Genomic DNA, 20,522 nt, shown 5'->3' on the forward strand with positions numbered 1-20,522 from the left:
CCCTATAAATGACTAAAAAAATAATAGATTTGTAATATAAATAAAGTAAGCCAAAAATTGAAAAAGAATAATAAATCATATAATCAGATCCTTAAGTCTACAACTATTTTTGGTGGATCACAGGTGCTTGTCGTGCTTATTGGTATTATTCGCACTAAGATAATAGCTATATTATTGGGAACTACAGGTGTAGGTATTATAGGAATTTATTATTCTATAGTAGATATGGTGCGTTCTGGTGCAGGGCTAGGAATAGATACTGCCGGAGTAAGAGAAGTAGCCGAAGTTGATAGCCAAGAAGATAAAACCCTGCTTTATAAAACAATAAGGAGATACAATATCTGGTTTAAACTGACAGCCTTGATCGGTCTGTTGCTATGCATTGCTTTTTGCTATCCTATCAGTGTCTGGGCTTTTGGCGATAATGGATATGCATTCTCTATCGCGTGTCTTTCTATTTGTGTATTTTGTGCAATATTAACTACAGGCAGATCTACTTTGCTACAGGGAATGAGGAGAATTTCATATCTGGCAAAGTCGAATATAATAGCAAGTATTGTAAGCCTTATTATAACTATTCCACTTTATTCTGTATGGGGCATTGAAGCTATTGCTATTACTTTTATTCTAACATATCTGGCCTCATTTATCTGTGTCGAATTCTATTATCGCAAGTTAAGAATTCCAAAAGTAGATATATCTATAAAAGAGTCTTTTCGCCTAGGATTAAAACCATTAAAATTAGGGTTCTTCATAGTTATAGGAGGCTTTATCAGCACGCTCAGTATGTTTCTAGTTAAAGCCTATATCACCCGCAACATAGGAATAGATGCTGCCGGATTGTTTCAATCGGCATGGGTTATTACAAATATCTATTTAGGTCTTATTCTTAGGTCGATGGGCTCTGACTTTTTTCCACGTCTTTCAGCCATAGCTAATGATAGATCTCAAGTTAAAACATTAGTAAATGAACAAAGTTATGTCGTGTTAGTGATTGCATCCCCTATAATTGTGGGTATGTTATTATTCTCCAATATTGCTATATCTATATTCTATTCATCAGAATTTGCTTATGCAGATACAGTTTTACGCTGGCAGATACTAGGTACGTTCTTTAAAGTATTGAGTTGGCCAATGGCATTTATTATGCTTGCGAAAAATAAGGGCTTTGTTTATTTGTTCTCAGAAGTACTGTTTTATGTAGTTTATCTTGCATCCACCTATCTTCTGTTCCCTAAGTATGGATTGGATGCTACAGGAATAGCTTATTTTATAGCATATATAGTGTATTTACTCATCGTATTTATTATTAGCCACAAGCTTACAAAATTTGGATGGACCAAGAATATTGTCTTAATGACCGTCGTGAATATACTTCTTATAGGAACAGCGTTCTTTCTGTCACAATATTCATCAGATAACATTTTCCTTTTATCAGGAATTATCCTATTTGCGATCTCAATATTGTATGGATATTATAACTTGCAGCAGGTTTTCAGTTTGCAGGAACTTAAAGATTGGTTTAGAAAAACACCAAATAATAAGAGCGATTAGGCATTTTTTCTTTCCTTCTCTATCTCTCTAACTCTCGGTATAACCAGATTATCTTCTATAAATGTATGGGCTTCAAGCTCTTCTTCTGAAGTATATAACTCCATTAAGATATTTACCATAAGCATTTGATCGGTAGTACCCGGAACATATTTTAATAATATCTGTTTTAGGTCGTTCATCTTACCTTCAATATCGTTATGTCTTTCTTCGAAGATATCTATAGAATATGCTTTATCGGAGACTTCATCAATTAGAGAATACACATAAGGGAAAACAACATCATCTTCATAGACCATATGTTCTGAGACCTCTTTAGTATAATTGTCAAAAAAATTCAGAACTACATTTAGCAATCTTTGATCTTCTTGAGCAAAAACAAGTTCCAATTTTCGACGAATATTAGGCAGGCGCTTTTCCAAAAAATAGCTGTGAGAGCTTTTCAAGTATTGTAAAAAAGGAGTAAGAGGCAGAGTTTTGAAAGTCTCTTCAATATTCATTATCGATTTGTTGGATTGGTAGTTGGCCAAAAACAGGAAACAATCCGTATCAAATCCATTCTCTTTACATACAGTATCTATATTTTTTTCACCAAATCCCAACGAGATATTTAGCCGGTTAAGGAGTAATAAAAGACGATAGTCAGCATCGATAAGATCCGACATTTTCATTGTTTTCTTAAATATAATAGTGATATTCTGCATAGTGTTCTTTTTTATTCGTCTTGATATTTTATTTCAGATATATCGACAAGCTTATTTATGATAGCATAAATGGTTAAACCAGAGATACTATGTACTTTAAGTTTTCGGGTGATATTACGTCTGTGTGTTATGGCTGTATGTATGGATATATTGTGATGCTCAGCAATCTCCTTATTACTTCTTCCTTTTACTACACTGATTAATATTTCTTTTTCCCTATCGCTAAGTTCTTCCTGATCATTCTGATTGTTTTGCTCTTTATTAAGACAATTAAGTAACGTTCCCTCTATTTTCGATTCGGAATCATTTATCTTGATCACAGCGTCGTACGACCTATAAAACTGTTCATCAATAATATTATAAACCAGAGCTATTATCGCTATACTTTTATCGAGATTGAGTTGTTGACGTATATCTTGTTTAGATGTATGCCCCAATAACATCGGATTGATGAGTACAGCATCAGGAGCCAATATATCTAGCTGGTAATTGATATCTTCCATTTCTTTCAACTCTACAACTTTTCCTACGCTAGATAACTGGGACAAGACGTAGACCAAACCCTTTCGGATGATGTACGACGTTTCGGCTACAGCTAATACTTTTTTAGTATTTGACATCTTTTAATAAGGCTTACTTATATAGAATCATTCTTTATAATAGACAAATTTCGCTATAAAATATTTGATATACAAATGTTATTATAGATAATGTATATCTACTGTTATAATATCTCTATACTTGCCGTATTAAACAATATTTGTACTAGCTTTGTTTAGCTATTAAAATTATCGAAATCATTTTATGATCAACTTTAAACAAATTACACTGTCCGATAAAAAAGTTATAGATGCCTCATTTGTAGGAAATCAATATAGAGCTTGTGACTTCTGCTTTGCTAACTTATTTGCCTGGAATGCCAAATTTAAAACGGTTTTTGCAATAGAACACCGTACTATCTTTCTGCGTTTTCAGGATTCTGATGGACAGCTCTATTACATGATGCCCATAGGTCATATGCCACTACCAGACGCTTTTGATTTGATAATGCAAGATGCGAAGGAGAATAAGATCCCTTTTCAGATGAAAGGAATCACTTCGCGTATGTGGGAAAACATTCAGAAAGAGATGCCAGACAGATTTCGCTATATTCCCGACCGTAATAACGATGAATACATTTACCTCTGCGAACGATTGATTAAACTGTCTGGAAAGAAGCTTCAGAGTAAGCGTAATCATATAAATCGTTTCAAAGCTGATAATCCAGATTGGGTCTATTTTCCACTAACCGACCAGAAAGAGCTCAATGAGTGTGTAAAAATGCTTGATGAGTGGGAAGCAAAATCAAATTCGGCTATAAATATTACCCAGCGATATGATTATATTGCCACAAGAATTATGCTCGAACACTTTGATTATTTGCAGTTGAGAGGCGGAGCGGTTAGGGTGAATGGCAAAATAGTAGCTTTTACCATTGGTGAACCCTTGACAGCAGATTCTTTTGTAGTTCATGTGGAAAAGGCGTTTGGAGACATGAATGGAGCCTATACTATAATCAACCAGCAATTTGTTGAGCATGAGGCTTCCGAATTTACTTATATCAATAGAGAAGAGGATATGGGGCTTAACAACTTGCGTAAAGCCAAAATGTCTTATTATCCCGACATTCTGCTTGAAGAGGGCATATTGATTCCGAAAGTATAGATATTCTTTCTCATTCAACAAAAATATGCATTATTTAAATTTGCTTATTTTTGTTATAATAAAATATTCTCCAAAAGAATTATAGCAATGATAAAGTTTGCAGATGAAAATACAAAGCCATTGGTTCGGCAAATGTGGAAAACTTGCTTTGAAGATACCGATGAGTTTTTGGATATCCTTTTTAAATATAAATATAGGAATGAGAATACATTAATATATTTTGAAGAAGGTGAGGCTGTAGCATCTTTGCAAATGTTGCCTTATACAATTACATTTTATGGTAAAATTATTCCATTTGCTTATATGGCCGGATTATGTACCCTCCCCGAACATAGGAATAAAGGCTATATGCCCCGGCTTATTGGCGAAGCTCACCGAATATTAAAAGAACGAAATATTCCTCTTGCAATACTTGTTCCTGCAGAAGACTGGTTATATCAATATTATGAGAAATTCGAATATACACAAGTATTTGATGAAGGGACAGAACCTATATATCCAATTGAAAAGATACTGACTGATTTCCCTGAAATAAACGATGCATACCTTGCCTATACTGCTATATACGAGCATGAGGATTTTTGTGTTCAAAAATCCTTCGACGATTTTAAAGCAATAGCAGAAGAACAGAGAATGGATGGCTTTCCCCCAAAGTATAATCTACCGGGAATGGCATGTATTATAAACGAGATAACATTGCTGAATCTATATGCGGACAAAAATCTACTACTAAGTTTATGCATGGAAATAGAAAATGAAAAAAGCAATCATCTACCTGATTCAACTATTATGATAACAAATGGTTCTGCAAGATATACGGAGAAATCAGAACCCGATATCACCATGAGTATGAAGTTTCTCTGTCGTCTTTTATTTGGATATAGGACTGATGAGCTATCTGAGCCTTACAAAACCTTATTTCCTGCTCGTCAACCAATAATGAACCAGATGCTAGAATAAAGTATTTTTAAGAACACAGTAATTATTTTCTAAATTAATTATCAAAGAAATCTACTATCTTTGATTTTAGTTTTAATACTATATATCCTGATAATGGAAAATTTCGGAATAAGAATAAAAGATATCATTGACATTTTGTTGGTCGCAACAGTAATGTATCAATTATATCGAATCGTATCGAGATCAGGAACCGGAGCAATCTTTAAAGGAGTATTAGCATTTATCGTTCTATGGGTACTTATTTCACAGGTATTACAGATGCGGTTAATGGGAGCAATCCTTGATAAATTTACAGACTTTGGATTATTCGTTCTTATCATTATTTTTCAGGATGAAATAAAGCGCTTCCTTATCTCTTTGGGCTCAAATCGCACATTCCGTTTTATAGCGAAAATATTTAACTCGAAAGATACGAGTGAGCTTAACGATTCTGTTATTACATCGTTGGTGCTTGCTTGTATGAATATGGCAAAGAGCTATACTGGCGCTCTGATTGTTATAGAACAGGAAATTAAATTAGGTAATTATATCGAAACCGGAGAAGTCCTCGATGCTGACATTAGCACACGTTTAGTGGAGAATATCTTCTTTAAAAATACGCCTTTGCATGATGGTGCTATGATTATCTCGGGCAATCGGATTAGGGCTGCCGGATGTATATTACCCATTTCCCAAAATCAGGATATTCCTAAATCGTTTGGGTTGAGACATCGGGCCGCATTAGGTATATCTCAGGAAACTGATGCAAAAGTAATCGTTGTTTCAGAAGAAAGAGGCAAGATTTCCTTCGCCAGTAATGGAACAATAGAAACTAATATAACTCCCGAAAAACTTCAGGAACTTCTAATTGGAAGTATGCACAGAAAGAAGAAAGGCAAGAAGAGATAAAAAAAGATTATAAAAAGAGCCGGATAAAATAAGTATTATCCGGCTCTTTTATTTTAGAATTATTTATTACTAAATAAGAGTTCCATAAATTCCTTACCTTTTATCAATCCATATTCACCCTTTGGCGACTCAAATTCATCATATACCTGAACATTATCCGCTTCTCCATTCGAGCGATAGATAAGGAATGGTATCGGCTTATTTGTATGCGTTTTTAAAGCGCATGGTGTAGGATGATCGGGTAGAATGGCAATTGTAACAGGTTCATCCCAGTCTTTTGTCGCTTCGTATATTAATCTTACTACACGATTATCAAGATATTCAATTGTTCTGGTTTTTAATTCATAGTCTCCTTCATGCCCGGCTTCGTCGCTAGCTTCGATATGCAGGTAGACGAAATCATCATTCTTCAAAGCATCTATTGCAGCTTGAGCTTTACCCTCGTAGTTAGTATCATATAATCCTGTAGCACCTTCAACATGTATTAGTTTAAGCCCTGCATATACACCTATACCCATTATTAGGTCGACGGCCGATATTACAGAGCCAGTTTTTATTGCGAATAGCTCCTGTAAGGTTTGCATTTGTGGGCGGTATCCCGCTGACCATGGCCAAATACTGTTTGCGAGATCTTTTCCTTCAGCAATACGTTTTTTATTAATCGGATGATCTTTTAGCAGCTCTTGCGATTTCAGAATCAATTGATTCAAATAGTCTGCTGTTTTCTGAGCCTCAGTAGTTTCAGCTTTTACAAGCACATCTTTGAAAGGAGTTCCTGTCACATCGTGGGGAGCAGTACAATCCAAGTCTTTATTCCCTTCTTTCAGTTTGAGTAAATGGCGATATGATACGCCTGGATAAAAACTTACTTTACCATCATTTAGTTCTTTGTCCAAAAAGCGAATTAGTTCCGCTGCCTCTTCGCTTGATATATGCCCGGCCGAGTGGTTCTTTATTTTGCCATCTTCTATACAAATGAGGTTGCAACGCATAGCCATTTCGCCAGGCAGGATATCAATCCCCATACTGGCTGCTTCGAGCGATCCCCTCCCTTCAAATACCTTAGGCACATCATAACCTAATACAGATAGGTTCGCTATTTCGCTACCGGGCTTAAATCCAACAGGAATAGTGTCTAACTCGCCACTCTTACCTTTAGCGGCCAACATATCTATATATGGCTTTTTCGCCACTTGTAGTGGTGTCTTATTCCCTAATGCAGCGATTGGCTCATCGGCCATGCCGTCACCTAGGATTATTATTGTCTTCATATAACTATGATTATTAAAATTGCAAACAGAATAATATTCTGTTTTTCACGGAATAAGGTAGGTTATCTTATATTAGCGATACTGATGATATCAGAGAATACTCCTGCGGCAGTTACGCTTGCTCCTGCCCCGTATCCTTTTATTATCATAGGGTATTCGTTGTATCGTTCGGTTGTTATTTGTATAATATTATTACTTCCTTCGAGATCGTAGAATGGGTGATTCTGCCCCACTTCCTGCAATCCGACCTCACATTTTCCTTCTTCATATTTAGCTACGAAGCGAAGATGTTTATTTTCACTTTCAAGTTTTCTCCGTCTTTCTTCAAATTCTGTATCTAATTGGTTGATATTCGCCCAAAACTCTTCTATTGTTCCATCAAAGTATTCCTGTGGAACAAACAGATTTTTCACGACATCTGATTGTTCTACCTGATATCCGGCTTCACGGGTAAGAATGACTAGTTTACGCACAACATCCATGCCACTGAGATCAATCCGTGGATCAGGTTCGGAATATCCACTTTCTTTTGCAAGATAGATTGCCTTGCTGAAAGGAACATCTTTACTTATTGTATTAAATATAAAGTTGAGAGTACCTGAAAGCACAGCTTCTATCTTTATAATTTTATCGCCTGAGTTTATAAGCGAATTCATTGTATTGATAACTGGCAGTCCGGCACCTACGTTTGTTTCGAATAAGAACTTTATATTACGTTCACGAGCCGTATTTTTTAACTTTAAATAGTTATCGTAGGCAGATGATGCCGCAACTTTATTAGCTGTAACAACTGAAATGTTTTGCGACATTAATTCTCCATATATTTGAGCAACAGAGTCACTGGCAGTACAATCCACAAATACGGCATTAAATATATTCATATTTATGATCTCTTCGCGGAGAATTTCGGGAGAGCTAGGTATTCCTTTTTCGTCAAGCTCAACTTTGTACGTATCAAGGTTTATTCCTTCGCGGCAGAATAAAGCTTTACGTCCACGGGCAACACCTACAACATTGAGCTTTAAAGCATATTGTTCCATCAACTTAGGTTGTTGCTGGCGTATTTGCTCTAACAGATTTCCTCCGACTGTTCCGACACCCACAATAAACAGGTTCAATGCTTTGTATTCGGAAAGGAAGAATGAATCATGTATTGAGTTTAATGCTTTACGTAAATATTTATTTTTGATGACAAACGAGATATTCACCTCTGAGGCTCCCTGTGCACAAGCGATCACACTAATACCACTCTTACCTAGTGTTTCAAATAATTTGCCTGCAATACCTGGAGTATATTTCATATTCTCGCCGACAATAGCAACTGTTGCCAATTCTGTCTCCAGCAAGACGCGATTGATACTACCCAGCGAAATTTCTTTTTCGAACTCCTCTTCGAGGACATGTACAGCCAATTCTGCGTCAACAGAGCGAACCCCTATAGAAGTACTATTCTCCGATGAGGCCTGAGATACAAGAAATACACTGATACCGTTTTTAGCCAAGGCCCTGAATATTCTGAAATTGACTCCGATAATACCTACCATTCCAAGTCCTTGAACAGTAATAAGGCAAGAGTCGGATATGGACGATATACCTTTTATCATAGCCTTGCTCTTCCTAGTTTCTCCATCGTGGGAAATATAAGTACCCGGAGCTTCAGGCTTAAAGGTATTTTTTATGCAAATAGGTATGTTCTTATGATATACAGGAAATATAGTGGGAGGATAAATCACTTTAGCTCCGAAGTTGCAAAGCTCTGTGGCTTCGGTGAATGTAAGATTTTCAATTACGTGCGCATTGTTTATGACTTTAGGATCGGCAGACATAAATCCATCTACGTCCGACCATATTTCCAGTATATTAGCATCAAGAGCCGAAGCAAATATAGCAGCAGTATAATCGGATCCTCCACGTCCCAGATTGGTTATTTCGCCTGTAGACTTACAAGTAGAAATAAATCCGGCAACAAGTACTTTTTGTGAAGAATTTTCAAAAGCATTTCTTATCAATTGGTTCGAGACTTCTATGTCCGGGGTATGTTTTCCGAATGCACAGTCAGTTTTTATTAAAAGTGTGGCATCCAGCACTTCATAATCTGCGAATGCATAACTTATAATAAGAGTTGAAAGTCGTTCTCCATAACTTACTATCTTATCAGAGGTCTTAGGGGAAAGATCGTTGATGAGAAATACCCCTTTGAAAATATTCCTAAGTTCATCTAACAGTTTATTGACATTTACAGCAAGTTCCTCACGCTTAGGTTCAGGTATATCAAGTTTAGAAACAACGGTAACATGTTGTTCCACGATCTCCTTAAATTCTCTTTCATATGAATAATCTCCTGCGGCTGCAAGTTCGGAGGTTATCAATAATTTATCGGTTATACCTTTGAAAGCTGAAACTACTACAACTATCGGCTCATCTACCGCACTTATTATCTTTTTTACGTTTGCTATATTGGTTGCGGAACCTACGGATGTTCCGCCAAATTTCATTACTTTCATTAGTAAATCTGGTCTTTTTATTTATCCGCGCCTAGTTCTAGTACGGCTAATTTAGTTTTTATTTTTTTTACTTCATTCATGTTTATAATCATACTTGATCTTTTTCCTGCCTTCTCTATTTGATCAAGAGTGAAGGATTTTACTATGGATGGACCTTTAGTTTTAGTACTTTTGGAGTTCGGAATTCCTGTAATCTTTGATACGGCCTTAGCCAATAGTGTTTCTTCCAGATCCCCTAAGGGTTTTAGTCCTATTTTTAAATCTTCATAATCATCTGCTGCTTGATCCGGAAAGAATCCATTAAAATAGTTTGATTCTTTGTCAACATTAAAAGACTGAAAAGTAATGGGTTGTAATTTCCATTTTATATCCTTGTTTTCTGGTTCAATAGTCCACGAACCAACATTCTTTCCTGTTGTTTGCTCTCCTACCACATATAGATTCTTTCCAGCTTTTGTATAATAGGGTTTCAGACAGTTTATGGTCATCTCGCTACAAGATGCAGTATACCCTGTTGTAAGTATACATAACGTTTGCAATTGATCTCCTAACTTTGGAATATTGTTATATTCGGTATCATCCCATAGAATTTTCTCACGGAAACGATCATATAGCCAGTCTTCTTTTATGTCATTAGAAGAATTTTCTATTTTTCGCTGAAGCACATCGTTATATTTTTTTATTTCATAAATATCGTCAATCCTGTTAGGAACTAAGGCACTACCTAGGTGTACCCCTGTAGTAACCAAACCACCCATATTATAGCGAAGATCTAATACCAAATCAGTAATTCCTGCCTTTTGCAAATCCGTTAATCTTTGTATTAAATATATATTGTTTTGTAAATCGCTGGCATCACCCTCGGTCCCATATGTATTAAATACAAGATAACCTATTTTATGTCCTGAGATATCTTTGTATACTGTGTCCATCAACACATATTTGTCGTCATATGCTGGAGTCACAGGAGAAGATATTTTTATTTCTTTTTTGATTTCATTATCAATAACATCTAATTCATATATACTTTTATTAGCATAAAGAGCCGAATACCAATTGTCTTTATTCAGAATTATTCCATCCACGGCTGTTATAATATGCCCTCTTTTAAGTCCTGATTTTTCAGCCAGAGTTCCCTTTTTTATGTATACAACAACATTTCCATAATCTCCGGTTGGCTTACCAGCACCATCTATAAATGTGACAGGAAAGAAATCAAATCCTAGATCACTCTTGGAAGCACTCTTTGTATTTGCCGTATATGATTCTATCCATGAGAATTTATCATACATTTCTTGCCTATTTGCTTTGTTTTTAGAGAATAAGATTGTTTCAAAGAATCCATTAGTTGCTCCCGGATCGAGTTTGAAATTAAGACTATTTTTGTCAGGAAGCTTGTTGCTCCAATAGTACCATTCAGACATTTCATCTAGTATCCATTCATTCGCAATCTCATTATCTGTTTTTGTTTCAGACGGATTTGGGTCAGTAGAAGTTATAGGCTCATCCTCATCTCCACATGAATAAAGAGATAGCGCGAATATTATAATTGGAAGTAAAAATAAATATTTGACTTTCATAAAACTCTATTTTTGAGTATTTGGTGAATGATTTGTCGCTATTATTAAAGATTTTACAGACATTTGCAAATGTAGGAATTTAATATTCTTTTACAAAATTAATTCTCCTTTGCCCTGTCGTGTTATTTCAGGCTCGTTATCAGTGCAATCGACTACTGTAGAGCCTTCGATACCACCATAGCCTCCATCGATAACTATATCTACCAGATTCTGGTATTTTTCATAGATAAGCTCCGGATCAGTTGTATATTCTATTACTTCGTCTTCATCTTTAACCGATGTTGTCAATATCGGATTTCCCAGATTACGAACCAGTTCACGAATAATATTATTGTCAGGCACACGTATCCCCACCGTTTTCTTATTCTTATATATTTTGGGGAGAGAAGAGGTCGTGTTCAATATGAAAGTAAAAGCACCCGGAAGATTCTTCTTCATCAGCTTGAAAGTATTATTATCTACCCTCGCATATTCACTAATATTACTTAGATCGTAACAAATGATTGAAAGATTGCTTTTTTCAGGATTTATACCCTTCATTTTGCATATTTTCTCCACTGCCCGAACATTAAGTGCATCACAGCCAATAGCATATACTGTATCAGTCGGATAAACAATGAGTCCTCCGTCCTGCAAAACTTTTACTATCCGGTCTATTTCTTTCTGGTTCGGATTCTCTTCGTATAGTTTTATAAGCATACTTTTCTATTAATATCCCCTCTCTTTAAATTTGTTTGAAGATCAAATGTAACAGATTTATATGAAAAAACGGCTCATAAATGATTATTTATGAGCCGTTGGTCAAATATTGTTCTTCGTTTATTTCTTTTCGATATAATCTTCAACAATTGCTTGAGTAAGACCCATATTAGAAAAACCTCCATCGTGGAATAGGTTTTGCATCGTCACCATTCTGGTGAGATCAGAGAACATGACAATACAATAGTCAGCACAAGATTCTGCACTTGCATTACCTAATGGAGACATTTTTTCTGCAAAATCGAAGAATGAATCTAGTCCTCCGATACCTTGTCCGGCGGTAGTCATTGTAGGTGACTGAGATATCGTATTCACACGTACTTTTTTATCGCGTCCGTAGATATATCCGAAACTACGTCCGAAAGATTCTAGTAATGCTTTAGCATCAGCCATATCATTGTAGCCGGTAAAGGTACGCTGAGCAGCAATATGAGTAAGAGCAACCACAGAACCGCCTTCAGAAATAGCATCTAATTTCTTTGCAACCTGCATCATCTTGTGAAATGATACAGCCGAAATATCTAATGTTTTATCTAAAAATCCATAATCCAGATCATCATATTCTCTTCCCTTACGAAGGTTTAATGACATTCCGATAGAGTGAAGTACAAAATCTATTTTGCCGCCAAGAGCTTCCATCGATTGTACGAATACTTGCTCTAGATCTTCCACACTAGTTGCATCAGCAGCAATAACTTTAGCATTTAGTTTTTCAGATAAAGCTTTAGTCTCACCCATTCTTACAGCTACAGGAGTGTTTGATAGTGTGATAATAGCACCTTGTTCTACAGCTTTTTCGGCTACTTTCCATGCAATCGATTTATCGTTTAATGCACCGAAAACGATTCCTCTTTTACCTTTTAATAAATTGTTACTCATTTTTATCGTTGTTTGATGATTATTAGCTATTTAAAAAATATGAGATAGCTGTTTGTTAATTCTTTATCGCACAAAAATAGTAAAAATGTGCAATAGTCACTATATTATTTGATTAAAATTGTCTGTTTGATGATGCAAGACAAAAAAGTTATACATTTGTATATCCACTGTATATTCTTAAGAAAATTGAAACATGCCATGAGTTTTCTAAAAACACTATTGAGTAAAATGCCTGCTTTAGTACAAGATATTTATCTTTTGCAGAAGAAAAAAGTAAAACTTTCTCAATGGGAGAAGAACGGAAAGCAACTCCCGGTTCCACATGCTGTAAAACAAAACGCGATAGAGGAATATCAACTAAAATATAATATAAAGAATCTCATAGAGACCGGCACATATTTAGGAGATATGATTTGGGCTCAAAGAAAAAACTTTCAGAAGATATATTCTATTGAACTGAATATGCAGTTAGCAGATAAGGCTCAAAAGAGGTTTAAGAAATATAAGTATATCCATATATTGCAAGGCGACAGTGGTATAGTGCTGTATCAACTAGTACCTGAGATGAAGGATCGAACAATTTTTTGGCTCGATGGCCATTATTCCAGTGGTATTACAGCACGGGGAAATAAAGATTGTCCGATATATGAAGAATTGCAGGCAATTTTTGATTCGGGACCGGATCATATTCTACTTATCGATGACGCACGCTGTTTTATCGGACAATCGGATTATCCAACAATAGAAGAATTGTCTGCTACGATCCGAGCACAACGACCCAATAGCCAAATAGAAGTAAAGGATGATATAATAAGAGTTGTGTTGTCAAAAACTTAATCTAAAGGAGGAACGGGTAATTTCTCCTTTGCTCTACCCCCAAGTATAACGAGCAATACTGCTCCTATAATGATCAAAAGTCCAATCAGGCTATTCCACCCGAATGATTCGTTGAAATAAAATATACCGATTAATGTAGCTACAACAGGCTCTAACGACCCTAATATTGATGTGATTGTGGAACCTGCAAGCTTTACAGCTGAAACAAGAGTCAAAGCCGACAAGACAGTTGCAAATAAGGATAATCCAATCAGATTGTATACAGCAACCGTATCGGGTATAATCTCTATACCTGTTGTGAAATATGAAAAGATATAAAAGATTAACGCTCCGAAGGAGATAACATAGAATGTAATTATTTCGGGGTCAAGCTTCTTAATACCACTTCGATTAAGTCCCACTATATAAGTAGAGTATGTAAATACAGTTATAAAGGCGATAAGCAATCCTCGGGAATTGATAAATCCCGCATCGCTCCAACATAATAAACCGACTCCGAAAAGGGATAAAAGGGCTGCAAATAATAAATTACGAGAGAGTTTTTCTTTGTAAAATATAATCATCATGCAAGCTACGGCTACAGGGTATAAAAAATGAATAGTAGTAGCGACTCCGCTAGATATATACGTATATGAAACAATCAATCCCATTGCAGTCATAGTATAGAGCATCCCTAAAAAGAAAAGTTGTAAAGCCGCTTTATATGGTATTTTAAAGCTTTTGTTTCTCATCAGACAGATTGTACCTAAGGCTAATCCTGCAAAAAGACTTCGATAAAATAATATTGAAGGGGCATGCATACCCGCTTTCAGCAATGGAATAGAAAAGAATGCAATAAGTCCGAATGTACCTGAAGAAATCAGGGCAAATATTATACCTCTAGTTTTGTCCATATCGTTGTAATAATAACGAGACAAAGGTAATGAATGGAGGTTACAGAAAATTGAACTCTTTGTTAAAAACAGCCTCTCCCCCTTATGGTAACGCTCTTATAAAAAAGTACAGCGAAAGACCCTTATATTATTAAGGTACCTTCGCTGTACTTTACTTATTATAAAGATTATAAGACTATCTGCTCTCTACTTGTTCCAGACTCTCGGTGCCGGTACAGGCTTCAGCGGTTGTCTATTTTTCAGATCTTTCATAACCTCTTCTATCGCTCTGTCGAGTTGTTGATCTTCTCCATTCCATTCTTTGATCGGATCGTTATCGATTAGTATATCCGGGTCTACACCATGATTCTCAATAATCCATTGTCCTGTTTTGGCATCATAACTCGTAAAGAAAGGGACACGTATATCAGTGCCATCGATAAATGGCATTGAACCGGAAATACCTACAATACCACCCCATGTACGTGTTCCTATCAGTTTACCCAGTCCTAAAGCACGGAATCCCCAAGGGAATAAATCTCCGTCAGAAGCCGAATATTTATTAATCAAACATACTTTAGGTCCTACTTGTACTGCATCAGGAACTGTTCCAATACGATTTGAACCGCGGCGCATAGTCAGACGATACGGTTCTCGAGAAAGACGTTCGAGTATCATAGGCGACACATTACCTCCTCCATTTGCACGGTCGTCAATTATCAAGCCTTCTTTATCAAGTTGAGGATAAAAATAACGGGAAAATTCATTTAATCCCTCCGGTCCCATATCAGGAATATAAATATATCCTATTTTGCCATTCGAGGCCTTTTCAACTTTCTTTATATTACTTTGCACCCATTGGTAGTGATACAGAGAGTGTTCTTCTGTTAACGGACTTATTACTATTTTACGGGCCCCATCTAATTGAGCTTTACTATTTAATGATATCTCGGTAGGGACTTCGGCTTTACCAACCAAAAGAGAAAACATATCTTTTACGCTATTTGTCGGTATCCCGTCTATAGCTACAATAAAGTCGCCGACTTTAGCATCTATACCCGCCTCAGTTAATGGAGAACGTAATTTTTTGTTCCAAGAGGCTCCTTGCAATATTTTTTCGATACGGAAGAAGCCACTATTGTCTCGGTATATTTCAGCCCCTAACAATCCGGTACTTATGCGTTCAGGACGATCAAGTTCTCCCGGATTTACATATGCATGTCCACAATTTAACTCTCCTATCATTTCTCCTATTATATAATTCAGATCTAAACGAGTCTTCACATAAGGCAATAGGACGGAATACTTTTCTTTTATCGCCTTCCAATCTACTCCATGCATATTTTCCACATAAAACCCATCACGATATACACGCCACGCTTCATCGAATATTTGTGCCCACTCCTGAGGATAGTCAGTCTGAATTTTCATATTCGATAAATTAACCGGGTCTTTTAGCTCCACTTTTGATGCCGGGAGATTCATTACAAAAATCTGATTGTTTTTTAAGAATAATGCTTTTTTATCATGATTATTCATATACAATGCTGCACCTTCGGTTATCGTCTCTTCCTTTTGCTTTTTTAGGTCAAAAACTAAAACTGCACCTTGCTTATTATAATATACCTTATCACCATCAGCATAAAAGCCCCAGTAATATGCTGGGGCAACAGGCAATTTTATAATCCTGTCAGCAATTCCTTCAATATCGATTTTAACAAGGTTTTCGGTTTCTTTTTTCTCAGCATCGAGCTTCTTTTTATCATCTTTTGGAGTGTCAGCACTTTCTATTTTTACAATAGCGTCTTTTTCCAGAAACGGAGAAGAAGTGTCTTTTGATAGCAATGCCAAATAAATACCGTTAGATGCCTGATATATGTGATTCCACTCTTTTGTACCATACATAGGATTAAAATCGCGAGCAGATGTAAATATCAGATACTTCCCATCTTTACTAAAAGCAGGAGAATAAGACTCATACCATTTATCAGTGACAGCATATTCCTTTTTATCAGTAATATTGAAGACATAAACTACATTAAATTCATTCGCCTCCATACGACTATATGCCAACCATTTACTATCAGGTGAGAATGTCACGCCTTGTGGTTCCCCGGCTGGATCTTGTAATAATACCGATTTTTGCTTTGATGCTATATCCAGTAAGTTTATTCTATTTTTTCGATCTGTATAAACTATAGATTTAGAATCGGGACTCCATTCAAAATTACGTATGTAGGTATCGTTGTTTTTTGTTAGTTGTATAGGTGCAGACCCTATTGCTTCTTGCAGATATAATTCTGTTTCACCTGTAGCATCAGATATATAAGCGATTGATTTTCCATCAGGAGACCATTGCGCATTACGATCGTGAGCACCAGGGGAACGGGTTATGTTTTTTGTTACTCCTTTTTCTGCCGGAATATTAAATACTTCCCCACGGGTAGTAACAGCTAAGCGTTCTCCGTCAGGAGAAATACTCATTGCCCGAAGATACTTCTCTCCGTTTTTAATGTCACTCCGCGCATAAATATTATCTGAAGATAAAGATATATTGATTTTCTCAGGCTGTTTGCTTGTTACATCCAATTTGTAAATATAACCTCCGTTTTCAAAAACTATAACATTTCCGTTATGGCTTGGAAATTTCACATCATATTCAGTAAAGTTGGTGACCTTATTGGTTTGTTTTGTCTTTGTGTTATAAACAAAAACATTCATTATGCGATCCCTATCGGAAATGAAATAAATATCGTCGCCAATCCACATTGGCATAATGTCTTGCGCATCATTATTGGTTATATTTTCTATCGACTTCGCCGATGGATCATATATCCAGATATCATCAGCCATACCACCCTTATAATATTTCCATGTACGGAATTCACGCATTACACGATTGTAGGCTAACTTCTTCCCATCAGGAGAATAGCTGCAAAAACCACCTTCAGGCAGTGGTATAACATTAGACAACCCTCCTTCATTATTCACTTGATATAGCTTTCCTGTAAATCCATCGCCAATACGATTTCTGTACACGATATTCTTCCCATCGGGAGTCCATGTCATGACTATATTATTTGGCCCCATGCGGTCACCCAGGTCATCACGGCCATTTGTTGCAGTATAAGTGATACGCAAAGGTTCGCCTCCATTGGATGGAATCGTGAATACTTCTGTATTTCCATCATATTGTCCTGTAAAAGCAATCGTTTTACCATCAGGTGAGAATTTAGGAAACATTTCATATCCAACATGCGAAGTAAGTCGCTTAGCTTCACCTCCTCTGATTGAGACTTTATATAAGTCGCCTGCATAAGAAAAAACTATTTCTTGTCCGTTTGTCGAGGGGAAGCGTAGCAGCCTTGCTTCCTGGGCAAATATCAAAGGCATGAATACCATTGATATTAGTAAGGATAGGATGATTTTTTTCATAATATATAAGCTGTTTCATTTAGTAAGAAAACAAAGTTAATGTCTTTGCCTTGAAAAGTAATATAGTTTCAGATGCTTTTTCTTAGTAGCTTAAGATTTAGCGGAATAATATATTTTTATCTATATTGGTATTGAGCCCTAAAGTAAAGGTCTGGATGAGGATCGGGTTTAATTGAGAAAAAATCTAAAAACTGTAACTTTTGTCACCTTTTAGTTAAAATTAGCTCCAACCTTATGCTTACGCTATATAGAATCTTTAGAATATTATTGTCACTTATAAGCACTCTATCTCCTTTACTTATTTTAGTATCACTCATGACAAACAATAATTACCAATTACGATGATATGAGCAATAAAAAAGGACAGCCCTTAAAGCTGCCCTAATTTTACATATAGTGATAGATTAATTATTTCCGTCATTGTTCTTTTGAAGAGGCCTTTCAGGTCTTGGCGGACGAGGAAGAAGCGCTTTTCGAGAAAGCTTGATCTTGCCCGATTTTGGATCTATATCCACCAACTTAAGCTCCATTATATCACCTTCCTTAATTCCTGTTTTTTCCATATCATCGATACGATCCCATGAAATCTCAGAAATGTGAAGTAATCCGTCTTTTCCCGGAAGGAATTCGCAGAATGCTCCATAAGGCATTATAGAACGTACTTTACATTCATACACTTTACCTATTTCAGGAACAGCAACAATACCTTTAATTTTATTCATCGCTGCCTCAATTGATGTTCTATTGTTAGCAGAAACTTCAACACGACCCTGATTATCAATCTCCTCAATAGTCACCACAGCACCGGTTTCTTCCTGGATTCCTTGTATTATCTTACCTCCAGGCCCGATAACAGCTCCAATGAATTCTTTCGGTATCATAATAACTTCGATACGAGGAGCATTCTCTTTGAAATCTTCTCGTGGAGCCGGCAATGTCTCTAGTACCTTACCCATAATATGCAAACGTCCTTCACGCGCTTGATTTAAGGCCTTCTCAAGTATTTCGAACGATAATCCGTCTACTTTGATATCCATCTGAGTAGCAGTAATACCATCTTTAGTTCCACACACTTTAAAATCCATATCTCCTAAATGGTCTTCGTCTCCAAGTATATCTGAAAGGACTGCAAAATTAGTTCCTTTCTTCTCCGAGATAAGTCCCATCGCAATACCTGTCACAGGCTTCTTAATCTGTACCCCTGCATCCATCAACGCCAATGTTCCGGCACAAACTGTAGCCATTGAAGATGATCCATTTGATTCGAGAATATCAGATACAACTCGGATAACATATGGATAATCTGAAGGGATCATAGGTTTCAAAGCACGGTGCGCCAGATTTCCATGACCAACTTCGCGACGTCCAACTCCACGCTGAGGTCTTGCTTCGCCTGTAGAGAATGGAGGGAAATTATAGTGTAATAAGAATCGTTCTTTACCGTTATTTAATACATCATCAATGATCTTCTCATCAAGTTTAGTTCCCAATGTTACAGTCGTTAATGATTGAGTTTCACCACGAGTAAATATTGCAGATCCATGGGCTCCCGGCAGATAATCCACCTCGCTCCAAATAGGACGAATTTCAGTTGTAGAACGGCCATCAAGACGCTTACCTTCATCAAGGATAGAACGGCGCATAGCTTCTTTCTCTACATCGTGGTAGTAACGAGAGATTAAAGTTCCTTTTTCAGCTAACTCTTCTTCTGTAAGACCAGCTTTGTATTCTTCTACAATTGCAGCAAAATTATCGCCACGTTCGTGTTTATTAGTATTGCAAGATGTAGCTACTGCATAAGCTTTATCATAGCATTTAGCCCATACATCTTTACGTAATTCTTCATCATTATTCTCGTGACAGTATTCACGTTTTACTGTTTTACCAACAGCTTCCATCAATTCTATCTGAGCTTGACACTGAACTTTAATAGCTTCATGAGCTACTTTAATAGCTTCAAGCATTTCTGCTTCCGAAACTTCTTTGAATTCGCCTTCTACCATCATAATATTATCAATAGTAGCACCTACCATAATATCCATATCAGCCTGTTCAAGCTGTTTGAATGTAGGATTGAGTACAAACTGCCCGTCGACGCGAGCAACTCTAACCTCAGAAATCGGTCCATTAAAAGGAATATCAGATACAGCCAAAGCGGCAGATGCTGCTAATCCGGCCAATGCATCTGGCATATCCTCGCCATCGGCAGAAAACAGAATTATATTAACAAATACTTCAGCATGATAATCGTCCGGAAATAAAGGACGTAAAGCTCGGTCTACCAAACGGCATACCAATATTTCATAATCAGACGCACGTCCTTCCCTACGAAGGAAACCTCCCGGGAAACGGCCGTAAGCGGCAAACTTCTCTTTATACTCCACTTGCAGTGGCATAAAATCAACATCCGGCTTTGCATCTTTAGCTGCACAAACTGTAGCAAGCAACATGGTATTACCCATACGCAACATAACAGAGCCATCAGCTTGTTTCGCTAGTTTGCCGGTTTCAATGGTGATAGTCCTTCCATCACCTAAATCGATACTCTTTGTAATCGGATTCATCATAAATATTTTTT

Annotated in this window: 15 protein-coding genes; 5 read left to right on the forward strand and 10 right to left on the reverse strand. The window is 36.5% G+C overall.

Features of this window, described 5'->3' with window-relative positions; all coding sequences use genetic code 11:
- The first annotated feature begins 57 nt into the window (after positions 1–57).
- On the forward strand, positions 58–1,554 hold the full coding sequence (locus tag JGH11_RS08010; RefSeq protein ID WP_201111060.1) for an O-antigen translocase: 1,497 nt from the start codon (positions 58–60) through the stop codon (positions 1,552–1,554).
- Here the strand turns inward: JGH11_RS08010 and JGH11_RS08015 are convergent.
- Both JGH11_RS08015 and JGH11_RS08020 read right to left on the reverse strand, forming a co-directional pair.
- Positions 1,551–2,255: a hemerythrin domain-containing protein gene (locus JGH11_RS08015; RefSeq protein ID WP_201111061.1), complete on the reverse strand. Its 705-nt coding sequence runs from the start codon at positions 2,253–2,255 to the stop codon at positions 1,551–1,553. The genes JGH11_RS08010 and JGH11_RS08015 overlap by 4 nt on opposite strands.
- Positions 2,256–2,266: 11 nt before the next feature.
- Positions 2,267–2,875, reverse strand: a complete 609-nt coding sequence (locus JGH11_RS08020; RefSeq protein WP_201111062.1) for a response regulator transcription factor — start codon at positions 2,873–2,875, stop codon at positions 2,267–2,269.
- A 184-nt stretch (positions 2,876–3,059) separates the two neighbouring features.
- On the opposite strand from JGH11_RS08020, the gene JGH11_RS08025 reads away from it, so the two are divergent.
- From JGH11_RS08025 to cdaA, 3 genes are all read left to right on the forward strand, one after another.
- Positions 3,060–3,959: a DUF2156 domain-containing protein gene (locus JGH11_RS08025; RefSeq protein ID WP_201111063.1), complete on the forward strand. Its 900-nt coding sequence runs from the start codon at positions 3,060–3,062 to the stop codon at positions 3,957–3,959.
- A gap of 87 nt (positions 3,960–4,046) precedes the next feature.
- Positions 4,047–4,919 carry a GNAT family N-acetyltransferase gene (locus tag JGH11_RS08030; protein ID WP_201111064.1) on the forward strand — a complete coding sequence of 291 codons (873 nt, stop codon included), beginning with the start codon at positions 4,047–4,049 and terminating at the stop codon, positions 4,917–4,919.
- A gap of 90 nt (positions 4,920–5,009) precedes the next feature.
- Entirely contained in the window at positions 5,010–5,807 is a 798-nt protein-coding gene (gene cdaA, locus JGH11_RS08035; protein WP_201111089.1) for a diadenylate cyclase CdaA, read from the forward strand.
- A gap of 59 nt (positions 5,808–5,866) precedes the next feature.
- Here the strand turns inward: cdaA and JGH11_RS08040 are convergent, their stop codons facing one another.
- The 5 genes from JGH11_RS08040 to JGH11_RS08060 form a co-directional block, all read right to left on the reverse strand.
- The gene (locus tag JGH11_RS08040; protein ID WP_201111065.1) at positions 5,867–7,078 is read right to left on the reverse strand and encodes a cofactor-independent phosphoglycerate mutase; all 1,212 of its coding nucleotides are present in this window, start codon (positions 7,076–7,078) and stop codon (positions 5,867–5,869) included.
- Between the two features lie 62 nt (positions 7,079–7,140).
- The gene (gene thrA, locus JGH11_RS08045; protein WP_201111066.1) at positions 7,141–9,582 is read right to left on the reverse strand and encodes a bifunctional aspartate kinase/homoserine dehydrogenase I; all 2,442 of its coding nucleotides are present in this window, start codon (positions 9,580–9,582) and stop codon (positions 7,141–7,143) included.
- 17 nt (positions 9,583–9,599) lie between these two features.
- A complete protein-coding gene (locus tag JGH11_RS08050) occupies positions 9,600–11,162 on the reverse strand; it encodes a S41 family peptidase (protein WP_201111067.1) in 1,563 nt (520 codons plus the stop codon).
- A 90-nt stretch (positions 11,163–11,252) separates the two neighbouring features.
- The gene (locus tag JGH11_RS08055) at positions 11,253–11,861 is read right to left on the reverse strand and encodes an L-threonylcarbamoyladenylate synthase (protein ID WP_201111068.1); all 609 of its coding nucleotides are present in this window, start codon (positions 11,859–11,861) and stop codon (positions 11,253–11,255) included.
- A gap of 120 nt (positions 11,862–11,981) precedes the next feature.
- Positions 11,982–12,800, reverse strand: coding sequence for an enoyl-ACP reductase (locus tag JGH11_RS08060; protein ID WP_201111069.1), 819 nt, complete (start codon positions 12,798–12,800; stop codon positions 11,982–11,984).
- 198 nt (positions 12,801–12,998) lie between these two features.
- Here JGH11_RS08060 and JGH11_RS08065 point away from each other — a divergent pair, with 198 nt between their 5' ends.
- Positions 12,999–13,637 carry a hypothetical protein gene (locus tag JGH11_RS08065; RefSeq protein ID WP_201111070.1) on the forward strand — a complete coding sequence of 213 codons (639 nt, stop codon included), beginning with the start codon at positions 12,999–13,001 and terminating at the stop codon, positions 13,635–13,637.
- Here JGH11_RS08065 and JGH11_RS08070 read toward each other — a convergent pair.
- The 3 genes from JGH11_RS08070 to pnp form a co-directional block, all read right to left on the reverse strand.
- On the reverse strand, positions 13,634–14,530 hold the full coding sequence (locus tag JGH11_RS08070) for a DMT family transporter (RefSeq protein WP_201111071.1): 897 nt from the start codon (positions 14,528–14,530) through the stop codon (positions 13,634–13,636). The two genes, JGH11_RS08065 and JGH11_RS08070, sit on opposite strands and share 4 nt — an antisense overlap.
- Positions 14,531–14,716: 186 nt before the next feature.
- Positions 14,717–17,947 (reverse strand): S41 family peptidase, encoded by a 3,231-nt coding sequence (locus JGH11_RS08075; RefSeq protein ID WP_201111090.1) that lies wholly within the window; start codon positions 17,945–17,947, stop codon positions 14,717–14,719.
- 401 nt (positions 17,948–18,348) lie between these two features.
- Complete coding sequence (gene pnp / locus JGH11_RS08080) at positions 18,349–20,511, reverse strand: polyribonucleotide nucleotidyltransferase (RefSeq protein ID WP_201111072.1); 2,163 nt, start codon at positions 20,509–20,511, stop codon at positions 18,349–18,351.
- Positions 20,512–20,522: the final 11 nt, after the last annotated feature.

Origin of the sequence: Dysgonomonas sp. Marseille-P4677 (assembly GCF_016652235.1) — a bacterium.
Classification (GTDB): Bacteria; Bacteroidota; Bacteroidia; order Bacteroidales; family Dysgonomonadaceae; genus Dysgonomonas.

Bases quoted from the DNA above. Each gene is read 5' to 3' on its own strand.
- JGH11_RS08015 (WP_201111061.1), bottom strand. From the start codon at position 2,255: ATGCAGAATATCACTATTATATTTAAGAAAACAATGAAAATGTCGGAT.
- JGH11_RS08020 (WP_201111062.1), bottom strand. From the start codon at position 2,875: ATGTCAAATACTAAAAAAGTATTAGCTGTAGCCGAAACGTCGTACATC.
- JGH11_RS08025 (WP_201111063.1), top strand. From the start codon at position 3,060: ATGATCAACTTTAAACAAATTACACTGTCCGATAAAAAAGTTATAGAT.
- JGH11_RS08030 (WP_201111064.1), top strand. From the start codon at position 4,047: ATGATAAAGTTTGCAGATGAAAATACAAAGCCATTGGTTCGGCAAATG.
- JGH11_RS08040 (WP_201111065.1), bottom strand. From the start codon at position 7,078: ATGAAGACAATAATAATCCTAGGTGACGGCATGGCCGATGAGCCAATC.
- thrA (WP_201111066.1), bottom strand. From the start codon at position 9,582: ATGAAAGTAATGAAATTTGGCGGAACATCCGTAGGTTCCGCAACCAAT.
- JGH11_RS08050 (WP_201111067.1), bottom strand. From the start codon at position 11,162: ATGAAAGTCAAATATTTATTTTTACTTCCAATTATAATATTCGCGCTA.
- JGH11_RS08055 (WP_201111068.1), bottom strand. From the start codon at position 11,861: ATGCTTATAAAACTATACGAAGAGAATCCGAACCAGAAAGAAATAGAC.
- JGH11_RS08060 (WP_201111069.1), bottom strand. From the start codon at position 12,800: ATGAGTAACAATTTATTAAAAGGTAAAAGAGGAATCGTTTTCGGTGCA.
- JGH11_RS08065 (WP_201111070.1), top strand. From the start codon at position 12,999: ATGAGTTTTCTAAAAACACTATTGAGTAAAATGCCTGCTTTAGTACAA.
- JGH11_RS08070 (WP_201111071.1), bottom strand. From the start codon at position 14,530: ATGGACAAAACTAGAGGTATAATATTTGCCCTGATTTCTTCAGGTACA.
- pnp (WP_201111072.1), bottom strand. From the start codon at position 20,511: ATGATGAATCCGATTACAAAGAGTATCGATTTAGGTGATGGAAGGACT.